The following is a 19,018-nucleotide window of genomic DNA, read 5'->3' as shown; positions in this document are numbered from 1 at the left end:
GCCGAACCCAACAAAAAACCCGGTCAGAGATGGCCGGGTTTTTTAGTGTCCAGAACCTGGAGAACGATGCCGGCGGCGGCCTCGCCGGGTGGCACGGGCACCTGCAGCCTCTCCCAGGTGAGATCGAAACCTTCGATCATGGCGCGACGCTGCAAGGTGTCGGAGGAGAGGCGTTCCGCCCAGCGGCAAAGACTTGCCGGACGCACCACGTCGTTGACGTATTCGGGCACGACCGCATAATCGGCGATCAGGTTCGGCAGCGCGCCGGACCAGGTCTTGATCCGCTTGGCGAGCATGGTGATCAGCCAGTCGGTCTTGTAGGCCGAGACGACCGGAATTCCGGCAAGGCCGAGCTCGAGGATCACCGTGCCCGAGGCCGCAAGCGCTGCATCGGCTTCGGTGAAGGCTGCCCATTTGCCATCCGAACTGACGGTGATCTCCGGCTTTGTCTCAAAGCCGGCGGCGATCTCGCGCACCAGCTTTTCCTGGCGGGGAACGGTCGGCAGCACGAAGCGGGTCGGCCCGTTGCGCGAAACGAACTCGCGAGCTGCCTCGCCGAAGACCGGCAGCAGCGCCCTGATCTCCGCCGAACGGGAACCCGGCAGAAGCATGATCGTCTTTTCCTCCCCCGGTTCCTTGACCGGGCGCCCGGCGCGGATGCCGCGGACCTTGAGGAGCGACGGATCGGCCGTCAGCCTGTGACCGACGAATGTGGTTTCCGGCCCGCCGAGACGCTTCATGGCCTCAGGCTCGAACGGCAGCACGGCCAGGACATGATCGACATAGGCAAGCATCGCCTTGGCGCGATATTCCTTCCAGGCCCAGACGCTCGGGCAGACATAATCGACGATCGGCAGGTCCGGCAAAGCGGCGCGCACTTTCCTGGCGACGCGATGGGTGAAATCGGGGCTGTCGATGATGATCAGCACGTCAGGTTTGGCGGCAATGATGGCGGCCGCCGTCTGGTTTATGCGCTTGATCAGGTTCGGCAGGCGGGCGATCACCTGGGTCAGCCCCATGATCGACAGTTCGGAAAAATCGAAGAGCGAAGTGAGGCCCTGAGCCTCCAAACTTTCGCCGCCGACGCCGACGAGTTCTACCGGACCGTCTTGGGCTGCCTTCAGGGCCGCGATCAGATCGCCGCCGAGGAGATCGCCGGAGACTTCGCCGGCGATGACGCCGACCTTCAACGTCTTGACCATCACAATCCTCCTTGCGGCAGGCCGGGATCGATGCCGCAGACAAAAATGCCGGCAGCATCGGCCGCGGCAATCATCTTCGCTTCTTCCAGCACCAAGGCGCGTCCCGCCTCCACGGCAATGCCGGCAAGGCCGGCTTTGATGGCATTCTCGATGGTCGATGGCCCGATCGTCGGCAGGTCGGCGCGCATATCCTGCTGCGGTTTGCAAAGCTTGACGAGCACACCTTTGCGGCGGGCGGAGATGCGGCCCTCGGCGCGCAATGCCGTCACCCGTTCCAGCATCCGGTCCGTGCCCTCGACCCCTTCCAAAGCCACGACACGTCCGCCGACACTGACCGCGCCCTGGCCGATGTCGAGTTCGCCGAGACGCTTGGCGGCTTCGGACGCCCGGTCGATGTCGCGACGGTCATCGTCGGACGGCGCATGGGCGCCGAGCGGTCCGGTCTTGGCAAGCAGGCCGGGCACGATCTCGTGGGCGCCCAGCACCTCGCAGCCCATCGCCTCGATCAGCTTGATCACCATCTGGAGCACCGAGTCGTCGCCGCCGGAAAGAAGCGTGCGGACAACCGAGGGGACTTTCAGGATCGTACGGAAGGTCGGATGAATGTCGCGCCAGTCGGGCCTGCGCGCCACGCCGCCCGACAGGATAACGCGGGTGATGCCCTTTTCACGAAACAGGCGCTCGATCGTCGAAAGATCGCCGACACCAACGGAGACCGCTTCGAAACCATCGAAGCTCTGATCGGATTCATTTGCGAGCGCTACGATGAGAGGTGCTTCGCCAGCCGCCCGGGCGGCTTTCGCCACATAGAGGGGCAGGAACCCCTTCCCGGCAATGATCGCCAGCCGGCCCTTCGGCGCAAGGCTCGGGAGGCCGGCCATGTGGTATCAGCCCTTGCCGCGGAAGGTCGAGGAAATCGCACGATCGCTGTCGGCCGCGATGAAATCGAGGATTTCCATCGCTTCCTTGCAATCGGCATAGTCGTTGCGGATCGCCGCTGCGTTGGCGCGGATATTGCTCTCGCCCTCGAAGATCTGCTTGAAGGCGCGGCGAACGGTGTGGATCGTTGCGCGCTCGATGCCTGCCCGGGTCATTCCGACAACGTTCAGGCCGCCGAGGACGCCGGGATTGCCGTTCAGCATGCCGTAGGGAATGACGTCGTAGTTGACGGCCGAAAGCCCGCCGATAAAAGCCTGCCGGCCGATGCGGGTAAACTGATGCACGGCGCAGCCGCCGCCGAGAATGGCCCGGTCCGCCACATGGACATGGCCGGCGAGCATGACATTGTTCGACATGATGATGTCGCTGCCGAGCTGACAGTCATGCGCGACATGCGAGTTGGCGAGAAACAGGCAGTTGTTGCCGACCACCGTCTTGCCGCCGCCGCCGACCGTCCCGCAATTCATCGTCACGCCTTCGCGCATGACGCAATTGTCGCCGACCGTCAGCGTCGAATCCTCGCCTGCCTCATGAAGGCTCTGGGAAACGCCGCCGATCACGGCCATCGGGAAAATCCGGCAATTGCGGCCGATCTCGGTCCGGCCAGACACGACGGCATGCGATATCAGCTCAACGCCATCCTTCAGCACCACCCGCGGACCGACATGCGAAAACGGTCCGACGACGACGTTCTCACCGATGACGGCGCCGTCCTCGACCAAGGCTAACGGATGGATGCGCGCGCTGGCTGCAATGCTGCTCATTCTTCGTCCTTGCGCCGGATCATCGCGCCGATATCGGCTTCGGCAACAAGTACGCCGTCCACCTTCGCGTCACAATGGAATTTCCAGATATTGCCGCGCTGTTTCTGCTTGGTGACGTGGAATTCGACCCGGTCGCCCGGCACGACCGGCTTGCGGAAGCGGGCATTGTCGATGGTCATGAAGTAGACGAGATTGCCGCCCTCGCCTTCCTTCCTGGCGCAGATGGCACCGGCGGTCTGCGCCATGCCTTCGACCAGAAGCACGCCCGGCATGATCGGCCGCTCGGGGAAATGCCCAGTGAAATGCGGCTCGTTGGCGGTGACGTTCTTGATGCCGACTGCGGAATTGTCGCCATCGATCTCAACGATCTTATCGACCAAGAGAAAGGGATAGCGGTGCGGCAGCAGCTTCATGATTTCCTGAATATCGGCCGCGCCGAGCACCGGCTTGGTCTCATCAGTCATTCTTCTTCTCTCCTCTGCGTTTCGCCCGCTCATCCGAACGCATCATGATTTCCGCAATATCGCGGAGGAAATCCGGCATCGGGCGGGCAGGAATGCCGCCATAACGCCCGCCGGCCGGGATATCCGCCACCACACCGCTCATCGCAGCAATCTGGGCGCCGTCACCAATCGAGATGTGTCCATTAATACCGGATGCGCCGCCGATCAATACACCGTCGCCGATCCGCGTCGAACCGGCTATACCAGCACCGCTCGCAATGCCGCAATGACGGCCGATGCGCACGTTGTGGGCGACCTGGACCTGATTGTCGATCTTGGTGCCTTCACCGATGACCGTATCGTCCATGGCGCCGCGGTCAATCGTCGTATTGGCGCCGATCTCGACATTGTCCTGGATGATGACGCGACCGATCTGGACAATCTTCAGCATGCCTCGCGGACCCGGCGCAAAACCGAAGCCGTCCTGGCCGATGCGGACGCCGTTGTGAATGATCACGCCATTGCCGACCAGAGCCGCGACCACGCTCGCCCCTGCGGCGATCGTGCAGTCCCGGCCGATCTTGACGTCGGCACCGATGACAGTTCCGGCGCCGATACGGGTGCCGGTGCCGATTTCCGCCCGCGCGCCGATCACGGCCATGGGCTCGATTTCAACGCCGGGTTCGAGCCTTGCGGTTGGATCCACGAACGCAGCCGGCGAAATTCCCGGCGGAAACGAGGTGATCGGAGACGGCCGCATCGCGATCGGGTGCAGGATAGCGCCCGCCTGCGCAAACGCGGTGTGTGGCGTCTTGGTCAGCAGAACCGGAATATGGGCCGGGATGATCGAACGGATTGCCGTGTCACAGATAATCGCGGAAGCCTTGCAGCTTTCCAGTTCGTGACGGCTTTTCCGGGACAGGATATAACAGATTTCACCCTCACCGGCCCGCGCGACGGGTGCAACGGAACGGATCAGCCGATCGCCGGCGCTGCCATCAAGCAGTTCAGCCCCAAGAAGGGCGGCCAACTCGCGCAGGCTCACGCCATCATGGGGCGGAAAGAATTCATTGTGGTCCATAAAGCCAAAGCTCCGGAACAGATTTCCGCCCGCCATCGCGAGCGGAAATGATCAGAACTGGTTCGCCATGCTGAACCGGAATTCCTGGGTTTCGTCGAAGTCTTCCTTCACGACGGGATGCGCGTAGTCGAACCGGATGTTGCCGAACGGCGACGCCCACATGATACCCGCACCGACGGAAGCGCGCCAGTTCATGCTGGTGCCCTGCGCGGTGCTGGTGCCGAGCGGGACATCATTGCCGTAAAGGGTACCCGCATCGGCGAAGACGGCAGCACGCAGACCGAAGTCCTCCGGAACGGCCGGCATCGGCATCGACATTTCGGCGGAAGCCGTGAAGTAGGTCGTACCGCCGAGCGCGTCGCCGTGATCGACAGTGCGCGGACCGATACCGTCGTTCTCGAAGCCGCGGATCTGACGACCGCCGATCGTGAACTGATCGAAGACATGCAGGTTGTCACCGGTCGAAACCACATGGCCGGCACCGACCGCGATGGACCCGATCAGGTCAGCTTCGGTCGACAGAAGCTGGAAATAACGGGCACGACCGGAAATCTTGTAGAAGTCGGAGTCGCCACCGAGACCTGCATATTCATGCGTGATCGATGCATAGAGGCCTTCGCGCGGCAGCGTCTGGCTGTCGAGCGTGTTGTAGGTCAGGGTCTGCGAAATCGACGACTGGACGAACTTGCCCTGGTCGATCATCGAAACGTACGGCGACGAAAGGTTGTCGTCTACAGTACCAGGAACGCCGTCAGCACCGAAGGCGCCGTCGTTTTCGTAGTTGATTTCCTTGTAGGTGTAGCGGAACGTCGTCGCCAGATCTTCGGTGATCGGCGCCGTGACGCGCAGGGTGACGCCCTGTTCGTCGTAATCGTAGTAGCTGTTCGAAGAGGTCTTGTTCTTGAACAGGTCGAAACCGGCCGCCAGACGATAACCGAGGAAATAGGGCTCGGTGAACGAAAGATTGTAGCTGCGGGCTTCGTCGAGACCACCGCCGACTGCGACGCGGATGAACTGGCCGCGGCCGAGGAAGTTCTTTTCCTCGATCGAAGCTTCGAGCAGGAAGCCGTCGCCACCCGCCGAGTAACCGGCGCCGATACCGAACGAACCGGTCGGCTGGTCCTCGACATCGACAACGATGACGACACGGTCGGGCGAAGTGCCCTGCGAGGTCGAGATGTTGACCGTCGTGAAATAACCCAGCGCCTCAAGGCGACGCTTGGCGCGCGAGATCATTTCCTGGTTGAAGGCATCGCCTTCGCTGAAATCGAATTCGCGGCGGATGACATAGTCACGCGTGCGGGTGTTGCCGCGGATCTCGATGCGCTCGACATAGGCGCGCTCGCCCTGATCGACGAGGTAGGAAACCCCGACCGTGTGGTTTTCCATGTTGCGGTCGCCGCGCGGCGTGACGCGAGCGAAAGGATAACCGGCCGCAGCGACGCGCTTGGAGATCGCTTCCATGGTCTTCTGGATTTCGCGGGCATTGTAGACGTTGCCGGCGCGGGTCTCGACCAGACCTTGAAGGTCCTCGCTGCTGATCCCCTCGACCGTGGATTCTACCGAGACGTTGCCATATTCGTAACGCTGGCCTTCCTCGACCGTGAAGGTGATGTTGTACTTGTTGCCCGATTCATCGAGCACCGCTTCCGACGAGATGACGCGGAAATCGGGATAACCGTGGTTATAATAGAACTGGCGCAGCGCTTCCTCGTCGGCGCGCAGCTTGTCCTCGCTGTAGACGTCCTTGCGGGTCAGGAAGGACAGCGGACCGGATTCCTTGGTGATCAGCACCGACTTCAGGCGGCCGTCGCCATAAGCCTGGTTGCCGACGAAACTGATGTCGGCGATCTTGGTGCGGTCACCTTCGTTGATAGCGAAGGCGAGGTTGACGCGCCCCTGGCCGACATCGGCGGTCTGGGTGGTGATCTGAACGTCGCTGCGGCCGATCCCGCGATAGGCTTCACGCAGGCGCTGGATATCTGCATCGACCAATGCCTGATTGTACGGGCCGAGCGGCTGGGTCTGCACCACGGCCTGAAGCTTGTCGTCGGTGATCTTGCGATTGCCGTTGAACACGACCTGGTTGATGAGCTGGTTTTCGCTCACCGACACAACGAGCGTGCTGCCGGAAACACTGATTTTGACGTCCGAGAAATAGCCGGTCGAATAGAGCTTGCGGACCGATTCATCGATGTCGTTATTGGAGAAGTTGACACCCGGGCGGATGGTCAGGTTGGAACGGACAGCCTCCTCGCCGGCGCGCTGTGCGCCGCGGACCTGAACGCTCCGGATAACCGCCGCTTCGGCAGAAAGTGCGGAAGCAAGTACCAGTACACCTGCGCCCGATGCAACAACACTAGCAGACAGCGCAAACGCCGACACTGCGTTCAAAAACTTTGAACCAGCCTTCATTTCAATTCTTACCTTTTCCCGTTGTCCCTCGGCGGGTGGTGCCCGACTCCGGCCACGTGTGTCGTTTTACCTTCTTTTGACCTACAAGCAAGGCATCGCGTTAATTTCTGTTTACTTACTTCCCTTGCGTGACCCAATGGCCACGCAACTGTTGGAAACATGGTGAATAAACAGTTTCTTTTACGATTTGAAGGACATCAGCCGATCAGATTGCTGATGTCGTTGAAGGTCGCGAACACCATGAGGCTCAAAACCATCGCGAGCCCTATGCGGAAGGCGATCTCCTGCGCGCCCGCGCCGAGCGGCCGGCCACGGATGGCCTCGATCGCGTAGAAGACGAGATGGCCGCCGTCCAGAACTGGCACAGGCATGAGGTTCAAAAGCCCGATCGAGACGGAAAGCACCGCCGCGAGCTGGACCACCGCCGCAAAGCCGAGCGTCGCCATCTGGCCCGACGCCTGAGCGACCCTGACCGGCCCGCCGAGCTGGTCCGCCTTCATCCGGCCGGTCACCAGATTGCCGATATAGCGGAAGGTGCCGGTGACGATATGGCCGGTCTCCGTGACGCCTTCGGCAACGGCCTGCAAGGGGGTGAACGTCTCTATGCGGAAATTGCCGCGCTGTTCGTTGGTGACGATGCCGATCAGGCCGAGCTCGACCTTGTTGCCGAACTGGTCGGTGACTTCGGAGCGCTTGGGCACCATCGGCAGATCGAGATCCCGGCCGTTCCGCTCGACCGTCACGACGATCGGCGTGTCCGGCCTGATGCTGACATAACGCCGTACATCGTCGAAAGTCCGGATGCGCGAACCGTCGAGCGCCACGAGGCGGTCGCCGGGCTCGACGCCGGCCGCAAGGGCGGCGCTGCCCGGCTGGACTTCCGCGACCACGGGATCCGCGATAACTTTGCCGTAGACGCTGAACAGTACGGCGAAGATGGCAATTGACAGGATGAAATTGGCGATCGGGCCGGCCGCGACGGTGGCGGCCCTCTTCCAGAGCTTGGCGCCGGCCAGCGTCTGAGCCTTGTCTTCCTCGCTCATGCCCGCAAGTCCGCTCGCATCCGGCATGCTCGCGGCATCCTCGTCGCCGAAGAACTTGACATAGCCGCCAAGCGGGATCGCCGAGAGCTTCCAGCGGGTGCCGTGACCGTCGGTGAAGCCGACCAATTCGGGGCCGAAGCCGACCGAGAAGGCGGTGACGCGGATGCCGCACCAGCGTCCGACAAGATAGTGGCCCATCTCATGCACGAAGACGAGCAGGGACAGTACCAGCACGAATGGGATGATATAGCCGGTAAGGAAGCTGAGGATGGCCATCAAAATTTCCGTTTCAACATTGTACCGGCCGCCCAGACCTCAAAACCCGAAGAGGAAGCCCGCAACCGATACATCAAGATGGCCCGTCGTGGCCGTATAAACAAGCGTCAGCAGGAACGCTGCGAAACAGGCGAAAACGAGGCCGTCGACGCGATCCATGACGCCGCCGTGCCCCGGAATGAGGTGGCTGGAGTCCTTCACGCCGAACCGGCGCTTGATAAACGACTCGAACAGGTCGCCGACCTGGCTTGCGACGGACAGCAGAAACGCGATCGTTACCGTCCAGACAGACAGCCGGGAAAAGACGCCAAGCGTCAGGGCGGAGCTTGCAATCACGCCCGAAACAGTGCCGCCGATCGCACCGGACCAGGTCTTGCCGGGCGAAATGCGCGGTGCAAGTTTCGGGCCCTTGAGAGCGCGACCGACGAAATAGGCAAGGATATCGGTCGCCCAGACGACCGCGAAGATGAAGAGGGTCGCGACAAAACCCGCCTGGTCCTCGGACCGGATCGCAGCCAGCGAAATCCCGCTCAAGCCTGCGTAGAAAATGCCGCCCGGCAGCCACCAGCTGCCCTTGCGCAGCAGCACGAGAAGAAGGGCGGTGATGATCGCGCCGCCGAGGATCGGCACCGAGAGCCCACCTTCGTCTACCAGCAGGTCGATGGCGATCAGTAAAATGGCGGCCCAGCCGAAGGCATTCGCACGAAAATCGCGTTCTGCCAGCCGGGTGATCGTCGACCATTCGTAATAGATCAGGACCGCCATGGCGGCGGCCACGACGCGGAACGGCAGGCCGCCATACCAGGTGGCCGTCAGGACCACGACCGCCAGAACCAGTGCGGATGCGATGCGGCGCTTCAGTTCAGCGCTCATCAACCACCCACCGCTATCGTCTTGTCCGACAGGCCGCCGAAGCGCCGGTCGCGGGACGCATAGGTTTTCAGGGCGTCGAGGAAGAGTTTCCGATCGAAATCGGGCCAGTAGTCCGGCAGGAAGACAAGCTCGGAATAGGCCGCCTGCCAGAGCAGGAAGTTCGAAAGCCGCTCCTCGCCGCTGGTGCGGATGATGAGGTCCGGATCGGGAATGCCGGCGGTGTCCAACCTTGCGCTGATCTTCTCCGGGTCGATCTCGGAGGCCTTGAGGATACCGGCCTCGACGTCCCGGGCGAGCATGGCGACCGCACGGGCGATCTCGTCTCGCGCGCCGTAGTTGAAGGCGATGATCAGCGTCAGTGCCGTGTTGAACCTTGTCGTTTCCTCGGCTTCGAGAAGAAGCGGAAGGATGTCGCTGCGCAGCTTCTCGCGTTCGCCGATCACCCGGATGCGGACATTCTCACGGTGCAGTTCGGCCAGATCCTGGCGGATGAAGCGCCTGAGAAGACCGAGAAGATCCCTCACCTCGGTTTCGGGCCTGCTCCAGTTCTCCGAAGAAAACGCAAAGAGGGTCAGATATTTGACGCCAGCGTCGCCAGCAGCCCGCACCGTTTCGCGAACCGCTTCGACACCCTTGCTGTGTCCGACCGTACGAGGAAGCCCGCGCTTGTTGGCCCAGCGTCCATTGCCATCCATGATGATGGCCACGTGTTGGGGGATGATTGCAAGCTCGGGGTTCACCATATTCTACGCGGCTCCTTTGGCCGCCGGAATATGGCGGCAAACCAGGCCTAAATTAGACCTGCATGATTTCCTTTTCCTTGTCGCCAAGCAAGCGGTCGACTTCGGAAATCGTATCATCCGTCATCTTCTGCACTTTTTCCGACTGCGAGCGGCTCTCGTCCTGACCGATGTCGCCGTCCTTTTCGGCCTTTTTCAGACCGTCCATGCCATCGCGGCGGACGTGACGGACAGCTACCTTCGCCTTTTCCGCATAGTCATGCGCAACCTTGACCAGCGACTTGCGGCGCTCTTCGTTGAGCTCGGGAAGCGGAATGCGCAGGTTCTGGCCATCGACGATCGGATTGAGACCGAGATGTGATTCGCGGATCGCGCGATCGACGGCGTTGACCATCGACTTGTCCCAGATGGACACGCCCAGCATGCGCGCCTCCGGCACAGTGATGTTAGCCACCTGGTTGAGCGGCACGCGCGAACCATAGGCTTCGACCATCACCGGATCGAGAATATTGGCCGAGGCGCGGCCGGTGCGCAGCGACGCGATATCGCTTTTGAACGCATTGATCGCACCTTCCATGCGGCGCTTGATGTCGTTGAGATCGATTCCACTCATCCGTCTACTCCCGTATGTTGTCTGGCCGGCCCGCGACGCCGCGCCTCAATTGTCCGCTACGATGGTCTTGCGGCCGCCGCCGGTCAAGATTTGGGCGAAGCCGCCCTTCTCATGGATCGAAAAAACGATGATCGGGATGGAATTTTCGCGGGCAAGCGCCACCGCCGCCACATCCATCACCGCCAGACCCTTTTCGAGCACCTCGCCATGCGTCAGCGTGTCGAACCTGGTCGCCGTAGGGTCCTTCTTGGGATCGGCCGAATAGATGCCGTCCACCTGGGTGCCCTTGAAGATCGCTTCCGCACCGATTTCCGCCGCACGAAGTGCCGCCGCCGAATCGGTCGTGAAGAACGGATTGCCGGTGCCGCCGGCGAAGATCACCACCCTGCCCTGCGCCATGTGGTGCACCGCCTGGCGCTGCGAAAAGCTCTCGCAGATCTCTGGCATCGAGATCGCCGACAGAACCACGGTGTCGACGTTCAGCTTGCGCAGCGAGGTGGCGAGCGCCAGCGCGTTGATCACCGTACCGAGCATGCCCATGTGGTCGCCGGTCACCCGGTCGCCACCCTTCGACGCGACGGCGACGCCGCGAAAGATATTGCCGCCGCCGACGACGACGCCAACATCGACGCCCATGGCGCGCGCTTCGGCGATATCGGAGGCGACCCGGTCGGCAACTTCAACATCGATGCCGAAACCCTGGCTGCCCATCAGAGCTTCACCGGAGGCCTTGAGCAAGACACGCTTGTAGAGAGGCTGAGGCGACATGGGGGCTCCTTGAAAATCGAAATGCAATGCGGAGGGTCAAACGGGTTGCGGATACACGAAGGGCACCGGCTTGTCACCGGTGCCCTTGCGCTTTCGACATCTTTCGCTAACGAATATCAGCCTTTGGCGACTGCCGCGACTTCAGCGGCGAAATCCGATTCTTCCTTTTCGACGCCTTCGCCGAGCAGAAGGCGGGCCATGCCGGTGACTTCGATCGAAGCGCCGGCGAGCTTTTCAGCATCCTTGACGGCCTGGCCGACGGTCACGTCCGGGTTGATGACGAAGGCCTGCGACAGAAGGGCAACTTCCTCGAAGAACTTGCGCATGCGGCCATCGACCATCTTTTCGATGATCGCTTCCGGCTTGCCGGAAGCGCGCGACTGCTCGATGAAGACGTTGCGCTCGCGCTCGGCCACGGTTGCGTCGACTTCTTCGGCGCGGATGGCAAGCGGATTGGTGGCGGCGATGTGCATGGCGACCTGACGGCCGAGCGAAGTCAGGACTTCCTTGTCGCCGACCGACTTCAGGGCGACCAGAACGCCGAGCTTGCCGATGCCGTCGCCGGCCGCGTTATGGACGTAGGTCGCGACAACGCCGTGCTCGACCTCAAGCAGGGCCGAGCGACGCAGCGTCATGTTCTCGCCGATCGTGGCGATCGCGTCCTTGATGGTGTCGGCGACCGGCTTGCCGGAAGCGGGGTAGGTAGCGGCCGAGATCGCCTCGACGGAACCGTCAGTCGCCAGGGCGACGCTGGCGATGCCGCGGACGAGGTCCTGGAACGCGTCGTTGCGGGCAACGAAATCGGTTTCCGAGTTGAGTTCGATGACGACGGCCCTGTGGCCGGCGCTGGCGATGCCGATCAGGCCTTCGGCTGCGGTGCGGCCGGACTTCTTGTCGGCCTTGGAGATGCCCTTGGCGCGCAGCCAGTCGATCGCCGCTTCGATGTCGCCGTTCGTTTCGGTCAGCGCCTTCTTGCAGTCCATCATGCCTGCGCCGGACTTTTCGCGCAGTTCCTTTACCAGTGCAGCGGTGATTTCAGCCATTGTTTTGCCTCTTGTCGGTTCAAGTGCTTCTCGCCGGAAAAACGTCGGCGGACTCAAAAGTTTTGGGACGAATGTACCCGGAAGTGTGACAGCGTGATGAACACATCACGAAAGCGATCGCCTCAACGACTAAGCGGTGGCGGGTCGCCTTGAAACGACCAAGGCCAGGGATCGGTATCTCTGGCCTCGATCGAATTTCAGAAAGGAGGAGCGGGCCAAGCCGCTCCGTCCCGCCTCAGGCTTCTGCTTCGCCTTCGAGCGCCGGCTCGATCGGAGCTTCGGAAGAAGCGCCGATGTCGCGGCCCGAAGCGCCCTGCTGGCGGGCGATGCCGTCGATGGCAGCGCGGGCGATCAGGTCGGTATAGAGAGCGATGGCGCGCGAGGCGTCGTCGTTACCCGGGATCGGGTAGTCGATCAGGTCCGGATCGCAGTTCGAATCGATGATGGCGACGACCGGGATGCCCAGGCGCTTGGCTTCGTCGATAGCGATCTTTTCCTTGTTGGTGTCGATGATGAACATCAGGTCCGGGGTGCCGCCCATGTCGCGGATACCGCCGAGAGCCTTGTCCAGCTTCTCGCGTTCGCGCTCGAGGTTCAGGCGTTCCTTCTTGGAATAGCCGGAGGCTTCCGAGTTCAGGATCTCGTCGAGCTTGCGCAGGCGCTGGATCGAGTTCGAGATGGTCTTCCAGTTGGTCATCATGCCGCCGAGCCAGCGGGAGTTGACGTAATACTGGGCCGAACGCTTGGCCGAGTCAGCGATCAGTTCGGACGCCTGGCGCTTGGTGCCGACGAACAGAACGCGGCCGCCGCGAGCGACGGTGTCGGACACGACCTGAAGGGCGCGCGACAGCATCGGAACGGTCTGGGCCAGATCGATGATGTGGATGTTGTTACGGTCGCCGAAGATATACGGCTTCATCTTCGGGTTCCAGCGGTGAGTCTGGTGGCCGAAGTGAACGCCTGCCTCGAGAAGCTGGCGCATAGAAAAATCGGGCAATGCCATGCCTAGTTATCCTTTTCCGGTTGAACCTCCGCAAGGCGAACAGCACCCTCTTCGAGGATGCCACCGGGCGGAACAGTCCGGATTTCTCCCGGACGATCCCATGCCTTACGTGTGGAATGCGGCTGGCCATACATTCGATTTGCCGCAAAAGCAAGTGCTTTGCCGGAAATTGCCTCAGCGTGCCGGCGAGTGGCGGGCAATTACCGAAGGATGGCTATTTGGCCGGTTCCGGGCACGGGTCCTGCTGCGGCTTCAGCAGTTCCAGCTTGACCAGGCTGCCGGACAGCACAAAGTCGCCGTAGTCCATTGTGAGATCGCGGGTGATGCCGTTTTCGTAGAGCTTGAAGGACATGTTGTAGACCGGGGTCGGATCGCCGGTCGCATTCTCGTTGAAATAGGCGATCGTCACCGGCCAATAGGGGGTCTTTGCAAACTCGCCCGCCTTGTCGGCGTCGACATCATCCTTCTGCGCCGTCTGGGACTTGCCGATCACCGTCGTGGTCAGCAGCGCCTGGTCGCCGTTTTCCGATCCGTCGAAGACCCGCGCCTCGAAGAAACTCTTGCCCTGCTTGGCATTCGCGATAACGTCGAGCATGTGGCTGGTTGGAAAATCGCTCGACGGCAATTCGATCTCGCGGCCATCGGGCTGGGTGATTTCCACCTTTATGCCCTTTTCGGCGATCGACGCATCGCCGCTCAGCTGCTTGTCGAGCTGCTCGTCGGTGAAGGACTTGGTCTCGAAATGGAACTGGCTTGCGGCCATGTCCTCGAAGGTGGTGGTCTGCTGGTCGCTGAGGCGCGTTTCCTCGCCCGTATCGATCTTGGTGACCAGCCGGAAATTGGTGGAAAAGCCGGTGCAGGCCGAGCCGGTGAACTCATAGACCATGCGGCCGAACATGCCTTCGATGCCGGAGCGTTCCGAGGCTTTCTTGAGCTTCAGGTCGTAAATGGCGCGATGCGGGACGAGCAGCCGGGCGGCACCGTCGGTCGTCGCGTCCGCGGAGGTGGCGCCCAAAAGGCTCAGACCGCCGGCAAGGATCACCCCGAGGCTCATTCGCAACATTCACATTCTCCTGTTGGACTCAGTTGGTGATGTTATAAGAACGCCATCTGACCAAGCTAAGGCCTTGATGCAGGATTTTTGAAGATTTTACAACAAAACGGGAGTCGAAAATGACCGAAGCCATCGAAGGCCGCCTGCGGGAACTGGGGATCGTCCTCCCCGTCGCGGCAGCGCCCGCCGCCAATTACCTGCCCTATGTGATCACCGGCAACCTGCTGTTCATCTCCGGCCAGTTGCCGAACGAAAACGGCAAAGTCGCGGTCACGGGCCTTGTCGGCGCGGATGTCGACGTGGCGGCAGCCAGCCGCGCTGCGGAGCTCTGCGCGATCAATATCCTTGCCCAGGCAAAGGCTGCGTTGGGCGGCGATCTCGGCCGGATCAAGCGGGTGGTCAAGCTCTCGAGCTTCGTCGCCTCGGCACCCGGCTTTGCCGAACAGCATATCGTCACCAACGGCGCATCGAACCTGATCGCCAATGTTCTCGGCGACGCCGGCAAGCATGCGCGCGCAGCGGTCGGCATGGCCGCGCTGCCGCTCAACGCTTCCGTGGAAATCGAAGCCATCATCGAGATCGAAGCATGACCGACGCCACCTGGATCAAGGACCTTCCGGTCGCCCATCGCGGCTATCACGACATGAACCGCGAAGTCTGGGAAAACACGCTCTCGGCGTTTTCCCGGGCACTCGAAGCCGGCTTTGCGATCGAATGCGACGTGCAGCTTGCCGCCGACAGCGTGCCGGTGATCTTTCACGACCATGACCTCGAGCGGCTTTGCGGCATCAAGGGCGACATTCGCGAGAAGACCTCAGCCGAACTCGGCATGCTTTCGGTCGGGGCTACCCAGGACAAGGTTCCGACGCTGAAGCAGATGCTTGCCCTCGTCGCCGGCAAGGTGCCCCTTGTTATCGAGATCAAGGGACGCGAAGGCGACGGCGAGGACGACGGGTTCGCCGAGGCGGTGCTGGAGGTTCTCGAAGGTTATCAGGGCAAGGTGGCGCTGATGAGCTTCGACTACCACATCCTGCGCGACCTGAAAAACGCCGGCTCGCCCTACCCGCTTGGCCTCACCGCCATGGGCGACAAGCCGGAGGAATTTTTCGAGCACGACGAGGCCATGCAACTTGGCCTCGACTTCATTTCCTATCACTATCCACACCTGCCGAACACGTTCATCACGGCTCAGAGAGCGACCGGAATTCCGGTCATTACCTGGACCGTAAGGGATGCAAACGGCCGCGAACATACCTATAAATATGCCGACCAGATGACCTTCGAAGGTTTTGATCCGCGGGAGGCTTCCTCCCCCTCCCTGTAAAGCAGCGTATGACCGGCAATCTTACCATCCGTATCGAGAAATCGTTCTGCGCGATCAGCCCGGCAAGCTGGTCGCGCCTTTCGGGCACATCCAAGTCCTCCTCTTCGGAAACGCCCTACAATCCGTTCCTGTCGCACGCCTACCTGTCGGCGCTGGAGGAATCCGGCTCCGCCACCGCCAAGACCGGCTGGCTCGGCCACCACCTTCTCCTTGAGGACGACAAGGGCACGCTGATCGGCGCCGTCCCCGGTTACCTCAAGAGCCACAGCCAGGGCGAATATGTCTTTGACCACGGCTGGGCCGACGCATTCGAGCGGGCCGGCGGGCGTTATTATCCAAAACTGCAATGTACCGTGCCTTTCACGCCGGCGAGCGGACCGCGGCTGCTCGTCGCGGCAGGCTACGACAGGGATTCAGCGGAGCTGACGCTGGCGGCCGGTCTCCAGGAGGTGACACGCCAGCTCGGCATATCGTCGGCGCATGTGACCTTCGTCGCGGAAAACCAGATCGCCGCCTTCGAAGAGGCCGACTACCTGCATCGCACCGACAAGCAGTTCCATTTCATCAACGAGGGTTACGAGAACCACGATGCCTTCCTCGAAACGCTTGCCTCGCGAAAACGCAAGGCGCTGAAGAAGGAACGCCGGGCGGCGCTCGAAAACGGCATCAGTATCGACTGGCTGACCGGCAAGGACCTGACCGAGGACATCTGGGACCAGTTCTTCGAATTCTACATGGATACCGGCGGCCGCAAATGGGGCCGCCCTTACCTGACGCGAAAATTCTATTCGCTGATCGGCGAGCGGATGCCCGAAGACATCCTGCTGGTGATGGCGAAACGCGAGGGCAAATATATCGCGGGCGCGATCAACTTCATCGGCGCGGATGCGCTCTACGGCCGGCACTGGGGCTGTATCGAGGACCACCCCTTCCTGCATTTCGAGGTCTGCTACCATCAGGCGATCGATTTCGCGCTCGCCAAGGGCCTGAAGCGGGTCGAAGCCGGCGCGCAGGGCGAGCACAAGCTGGCGCGCGGCTACCTGCCTGTCACCACCCACTCGATGCACTATATCGCCCACGCGGGGCTGAGACGGGCGATTGCCGACTATCTGGAACACGAGCGCGAAGACGTGGAGCAGATGACGGAATATCTTGCCGAGCACAGCCCGTTCCGCAAAGGCGAGCGCCAGCAGGAACAGGACTAGAGCCCGGAAAGATCGGGCCGGAAGAACAAGGAGAGGACATCGCGATGAGCGGCCAGGCTTACGACAGCAACAACATCTTCGGAAAAATCGTGCGCGGCGAGATCCCGTGCCACCGGGTCTACGAGGATGCGGATACGCTCGCCTTCATGGACGTCATGCCGCAGTCGCCCGGTCACCTGCTGGTCGTTCCCAAGGCCCCGTCACGCAATATTCTGGACGCCGATCCGGCGGTGCTTTCGAAGGTGATCCCCGTGGTGCAGAAACTCGCCAAGGCCGCCAAGGACGCTTTCGAGGCGGACGGGGTCACCGTCATCCAGTTCAACGAACCGGCCGCCGGGCAGACGGTCTTCCACCTGCATTTCCACGTCGTCCCGCGCTACGAGGGACAGGCTCTGAAACCCCATTCGGGCCAGATGGAAAACAACGAGGTGCTGGCGGCAAATGCCGAGAAGATCATCGGCGAACTGGGAAACTAAGGCTTTCTAAAAGCCGACCCACCAGAGGCAGGCAACCAGCAGCGCCATCGGCACCGCAACCCCGATCCAAACCTTTCGGCCGGTCGCCAGGAAGACGGCAAAACCGATGCCGGCCGCCGCCAGCCTCAGCCAGAGCGGCGAGCCGGCGAGCGTGCCGTTCGGGAAGACGATCAGCTTTGCGGTGACCGCCATGACCAGCGCGGTCGCCACAGCCCTCACCCAGTAAAGCGCCTCGGAATCCTCGTCGAGGCGATTGCCGGTGAAGACGCCCAGCCAACGCCAGATGTCCGTCGCCAGAAAGCCGGCGACCGCGATGACGATAAATGTCCAGTATTCGGCGATCATCGCTTTATCCCCTGCCCGGCACGCTTCCTCTTGCGGCGCGCCCTGTCGATCAGATAGGCGGCCGTGCCACCGCCCAGGCCGGCGCACAGCACGTCGAATTCCGGCGTGACCAGCGCCATGATGGGACCGAGGATCACCCCCATGACAAAGGCGATCCTGACCACCGGCTGGCGGGCGCTCGCCCAGATCGAGGCGTTGAAATAGACGGGCGTCAGAAAGAAGAGCACGCCCGCGACGGCCGGCGGAAAGGCCGAGACGATATCGTAGAAGACCGCCACCACCAGCGTGCCGGTCAGTGTCAGTGTCACGCCGAAACCGGCGAAATAGATCGCCCGGTACTCGCGCGGCACGTTGCGAAGCGTGGTGATCGCGAAGACCCAGGATGTGATGGCGATGAAATGCGACAGGAGCAGCAGCAGCCAGATCGGCGTGCGCCTTGTTCGCATTTCCGGGATGACCGAGGCGACCATCGGCGTCATGCGGATCGAGGAGAGCGTCACTGCAAGGAAGCAGGCGGCAATGTTCGCACCGCTCGCCATCGTGCCGATCAGGATGACCTGCGCCGGCAGCGCCCAGATCGCAAAGGACATGAACACGGCTTCGGCGCGCGTCAGGCCCGATTCCAGCGCAAACGCGCTGAAGCCGACGATCGAGGTGAGCAGGATGAGCGCCGGCAGGGACAGGAGGCCCCGCATGCCGGTAAAGAACCAGGATAGGGCACTGCGGTCGTCATGTTCAGGCGTTACATCCGTCATTCGGCGTTCGTCTTCCGCTCAGGCCTGAAGATAGGCCGGCGGAACATGATCCGTCAGCCAGACGCCATTGTCGGCCCGGAAAAAAGCACGACCATCGCGATACATCCTGCCGGCATCCACCTTAAGCACGACGGGTTTGCCATGCCGGCTACCGACCTTGACGGCGGTTTCCTCGTCGAGAGACAGATGCACATGCTCGCGTTTGCCGGGTTTGAGACCTTCGATCATGATCGGCTCAAGATTATCCCTCGCCGTGCCATGAAACAGGACTTCCGGCGGCTCACTGGGCTCCAGCCCGAGATCGACGGCGACGGAATGTCCCTGCGCCGCCCGGATCAGCTGGCCATCTTCGGAAAGCGTGAAACGCTTCTTGTCACTGCTGGCGACGACTGCCTCCAGGATCGGGCGATCGATTGCAAAACCCTGTTCGCGGGCTTTGGCGATCAGGATATCGACGGATGTCCAACCATTTGCGTCCAGAACGATGCCCAGGCGTTCGGGTGCGTGGCGAAGCACATGGCTGAGAAGCTTGCTGATTTCGGTCGACATCCGGCAGTTCCTGACTGAGCAATGCCCGTATTCGTGACAATGCTGCCGGGCTTACAAAAACGACGATGCCGGGACAAGCCCGGCATCGCAAGACTTCAATCCGAAAG

At 61.8% G+C, this 19,018-nt stretch carries 21 protein-coding genes; 4 read left to right on the top strand and 17 right to left on the bottom strand.

All coding sequences use genetic code 11. The features are described from left to right. Positions 1 to 23 precede the first annotated feature (23 nt). The 14 genes from lpxB to ACSQ8R_RS07250 all read right to left on the bottom strand — a co-directional run bounded on the left by lpxB (position 24) and on the right by ACSQ8R_RS07250 (position 14,266). Complete coding sequence (gene lpxB, locus ACSQ8R_RS07315; protein ID WP_436252741.1) at positions 24 to 1,202, bottom strand: lipid-A-disaccharide synthase; 1,179 nt, start codon at positions 1,200 to 1,202, stop codon at positions 24 to 26. Continuing rightward, on the bottom strand, positions 1,202 to 2,083 hold the full coding sequence (locus ACSQ8R_RS07310) for an LpxI family protein (protein WP_436252740.1): 882 nt from the start codon (positions 2,081 to 2,083) through the stop codon (positions 1,202 to 1,204). Before ACSQ8R_RS07310 ends, lpxB begins: the two co-directional genes overlap by 1 nt. A 6-nt stretch (positions 2,084 to 2,089) precedes the next feature. Further along, complete coding sequence (lpxA, locus tag ACSQ8R_RS07305) at positions 2,090 to 2,905, bottom strand: acyl-ACP--UDP-N-acetylglucosamine O-acyltransferase (RefSeq protein ID WP_436252739.1); 816 nt, start codon at positions 2,903 to 2,905, stop codon at positions 2,090 to 2,092. Further along, on the bottom strand, positions 2,902 to 3,369 hold the full coding sequence (gene fabZ, locus ACSQ8R_RS07300) for a 3-hydroxyacyl-ACP dehydratase FabZ (protein WP_436252738.1): 468 nt from the start codon (positions 3,367 to 3,369) through the stop codon (positions 2,902 to 2,904). Before fabZ ends, lpxA begins: the two co-directional genes overlap by 4 nt. Further along, positions 3,362 to 4,429, bottom strand: coding sequence for a UDP-3-O-(3-hydroxymyristoyl)glucosamine N-acyltransferase (lpxD, locus tag ACSQ8R_RS07295; protein ID WP_436252737.1), 1,068 nt, complete (start codon positions 4,427 to 4,429; stop codon positions 3,362 to 3,364). The genes fabZ and lpxD overlap by 8 nt, the downstream gene beginning before the upstream one ends. Before the next feature lie 51 nt (positions 4,430 to 4,480). Continuing rightward, positions 4,481 to 6,844, bottom strand: coding sequence for an outer membrane protein assembly factor BamA (bamA, locus tag ACSQ8R_RS07290; protein WP_436252736.1), 2,364 nt, complete (start codon positions 6,842 to 6,844; stop codon positions 4,481 to 4,483). Between the two features lie 197 nt (positions 6,845 to 7,041). Further along, a complete protein-coding gene (gene rseP, locus ACSQ8R_RS07285; RefSeq protein WP_436252735.1) occupies positions 7,042 to 8,163 on the bottom strand; it encodes an RIP metalloprotease RseP in 1,122 nt (373 codons plus the stop codon). A 39-nt stretch (positions 8,164 to 8,202) separates the two neighbouring features. Beyond that, complete coding sequence (locus ACSQ8R_RS07280; protein ID WP_436252734.1) at positions 8,203 to 9,036, bottom strand: phosphatidate cytidylyltransferase; 834 nt, start codon at positions 9,034 to 9,036, stop codon at positions 8,203 to 8,205. Further along, positions 9,036 to 9,779: an isoprenyl transferase gene (locus tag ACSQ8R_RS07275; RefSeq protein WP_436252733.1), complete on the bottom strand. Its 744-nt coding sequence runs from the start codon at positions 9,777 to 9,779 to the stop codon at positions 9,036 to 9,038. Before ACSQ8R_RS07275 ends, ACSQ8R_RS07280 begins: the two co-directional genes overlap by 1 nt. A 52-nt stretch (positions 9,780 to 9,831) precedes the next feature. Then, positions 9,832 to 10,389, bottom strand: a complete 558-nt coding sequence (gene frr, locus ACSQ8R_RS07270) for a ribosome recycling factor (protein WP_436252732.1) — start codon at positions 10,387 to 10,389, stop codon at positions 9,832 to 9,834. Positions 10,390 to 10,434: 45 nt separating this feature from the next. Then, a complete protein-coding gene (gene pyrH / locus ACSQ8R_RS07265) occupies positions 10,435 to 11,157 on the bottom strand; it encodes a UMP kinase (RefSeq protein WP_210009838.1) in 723 nt (240 codons plus the stop codon). 116 nt (positions 11,158 to 11,273) lie between these two features. Further along, positions 11,274 to 12,200: a translation elongation factor Ts gene (gene tsf, locus ACSQ8R_RS07260; RefSeq protein ID WP_436252731.1), complete on the bottom strand. Its 927-nt coding sequence runs from the start codon at positions 12,198 to 12,200 to the stop codon at positions 11,274 to 11,276. 235 nt (positions 12,201 to 12,435) lie between these two features. Next, positions 12,436 to 13,203 (bottom strand): 30S ribosomal protein S2, encoded by a 768-nt coding sequence (gene rpsB, locus ACSQ8R_RS07255; protein WP_436252730.1) that lies wholly within the window; start codon positions 13,201 to 13,203, stop codon positions 12,436 to 12,438. Between the two features lie 214 nt (positions 13,204 to 13,417). Then, positions 13,418 to 14,266: a cell envelope integrity EipB family protein gene (locus tag ACSQ8R_RS07250; RefSeq protein WP_436252729.1), complete on the bottom strand. Its 849-nt coding sequence runs from the start codon at positions 14,264 to 14,266 to the stop codon at positions 13,418 to 13,420. Positions 14,267 to 14,376: 110 nt separating this feature from the next. On the opposite strand from ACSQ8R_RS07250, the gene ACSQ8R_RS07245 reads away from it, so the two are divergent. Genes ACSQ8R_RS07245 through ACSQ8R_RS07230 form a run of 4 tightly spaced genes read left to right on the top strand, consistent with a single transcriptional unit; the run spans position 14,377 to position 17,262 of the window. After that, positions 14,377 to 14,847, top strand: coding sequence for a RidA family protein (locus tag ACSQ8R_RS07245; RefSeq protein ID WP_436252728.1), 471 nt, complete (start codon positions 14,377 to 14,379; stop codon positions 14,845 to 14,847). Next, positions 14,844 to 15,581 carry a glycerophosphodiester phosphodiesterase gene (locus tag ACSQ8R_RS07240; protein WP_436252727.1) on the top strand — a complete coding sequence of 246 codons (738 nt, stop codon included), beginning with the start codon at positions 14,844 to 14,846 and terminating at the stop codon, positions 15,579 to 15,581. The genes ACSQ8R_RS07245 and ACSQ8R_RS07240 overlap by 4 nt, the downstream gene beginning before the upstream one ends. Before the next feature lie 8 nt (positions 15,582 to 15,589). After that, positions 15,590 to 16,786 carry a GNAT family N-acetyltransferase gene (locus tag ACSQ8R_RS07235; protein WP_436252726.1) on the top strand — a complete coding sequence of 399 codons (1,197 nt, stop codon included), beginning with the start codon at positions 15,590 to 15,592 and terminating at the stop codon, positions 16,784 to 16,786. Positions 16,787 to 16,830: 44 nt separating this feature from the next. Next, complete coding sequence (locus tag ACSQ8R_RS07230) at positions 16,831 to 17,262, top strand: HIT family protein (protein WP_436252725.1); 432 nt, start codon at positions 16,831 to 16,833, stop codon at positions 17,260 to 17,262. Between the two features lie 6 nt (positions 17,263 to 17,268). On the opposite strand, the gene ACSQ8R_RS07225 is transcribed toward ACSQ8R_RS07230, so the two are convergent. Genes ACSQ8R_RS07225 through ACSQ8R_RS07215 form a run of 3 tightly spaced genes read right to left on the bottom strand, consistent with a single transcriptional unit; the run spans position 17,269 to position 18,911 of the window. Further along, positions 17,269 to 17,607, bottom strand: coding sequence for an AzlD domain-containing protein (locus ACSQ8R_RS07225; RefSeq protein ID WP_436252724.1), 339 nt, complete (start codon positions 17,605 to 17,607; stop codon positions 17,269 to 17,271). Beyond that, a complete protein-coding gene (locus tag ACSQ8R_RS07220; RefSeq protein ID WP_436252723.1) occupies positions 17,604 to 18,362 on the bottom strand; it encodes an AzlC family ABC transporter permease in 759 nt (252 codons plus the stop codon). Before ACSQ8R_RS07220 ends, ACSQ8R_RS07225 begins: the two co-directional genes overlap by 4 nt. 18 nt (positions 18,363 to 18,380) lie before the next feature. Next, on the bottom strand, positions 18,381 to 18,911 hold the full coding sequence (locus ACSQ8R_RS07215; protein ID WP_436252722.1) for an RNA 2'-phosphotransferase: 531 nt from the start codon (positions 18,909 to 18,911) through the stop codon (positions 18,381 to 18,383). Positions 18,912 to 19,018: the final 107 nt, after the last annotated feature.

It is taken from the genome of Neorhizobium sp. LjRoot104 (genome assembly GCF_964253725.1).
Taxonomy (GTDB): domain Bacteria; phylum Pseudomonadota; class Alphaproteobacteria; order Rhizobiales; family Rhizobiaceae; genus Neorhizobium.
This window is presented reverse-complemented; position numbering and strand designations above follow the sequence as displayed.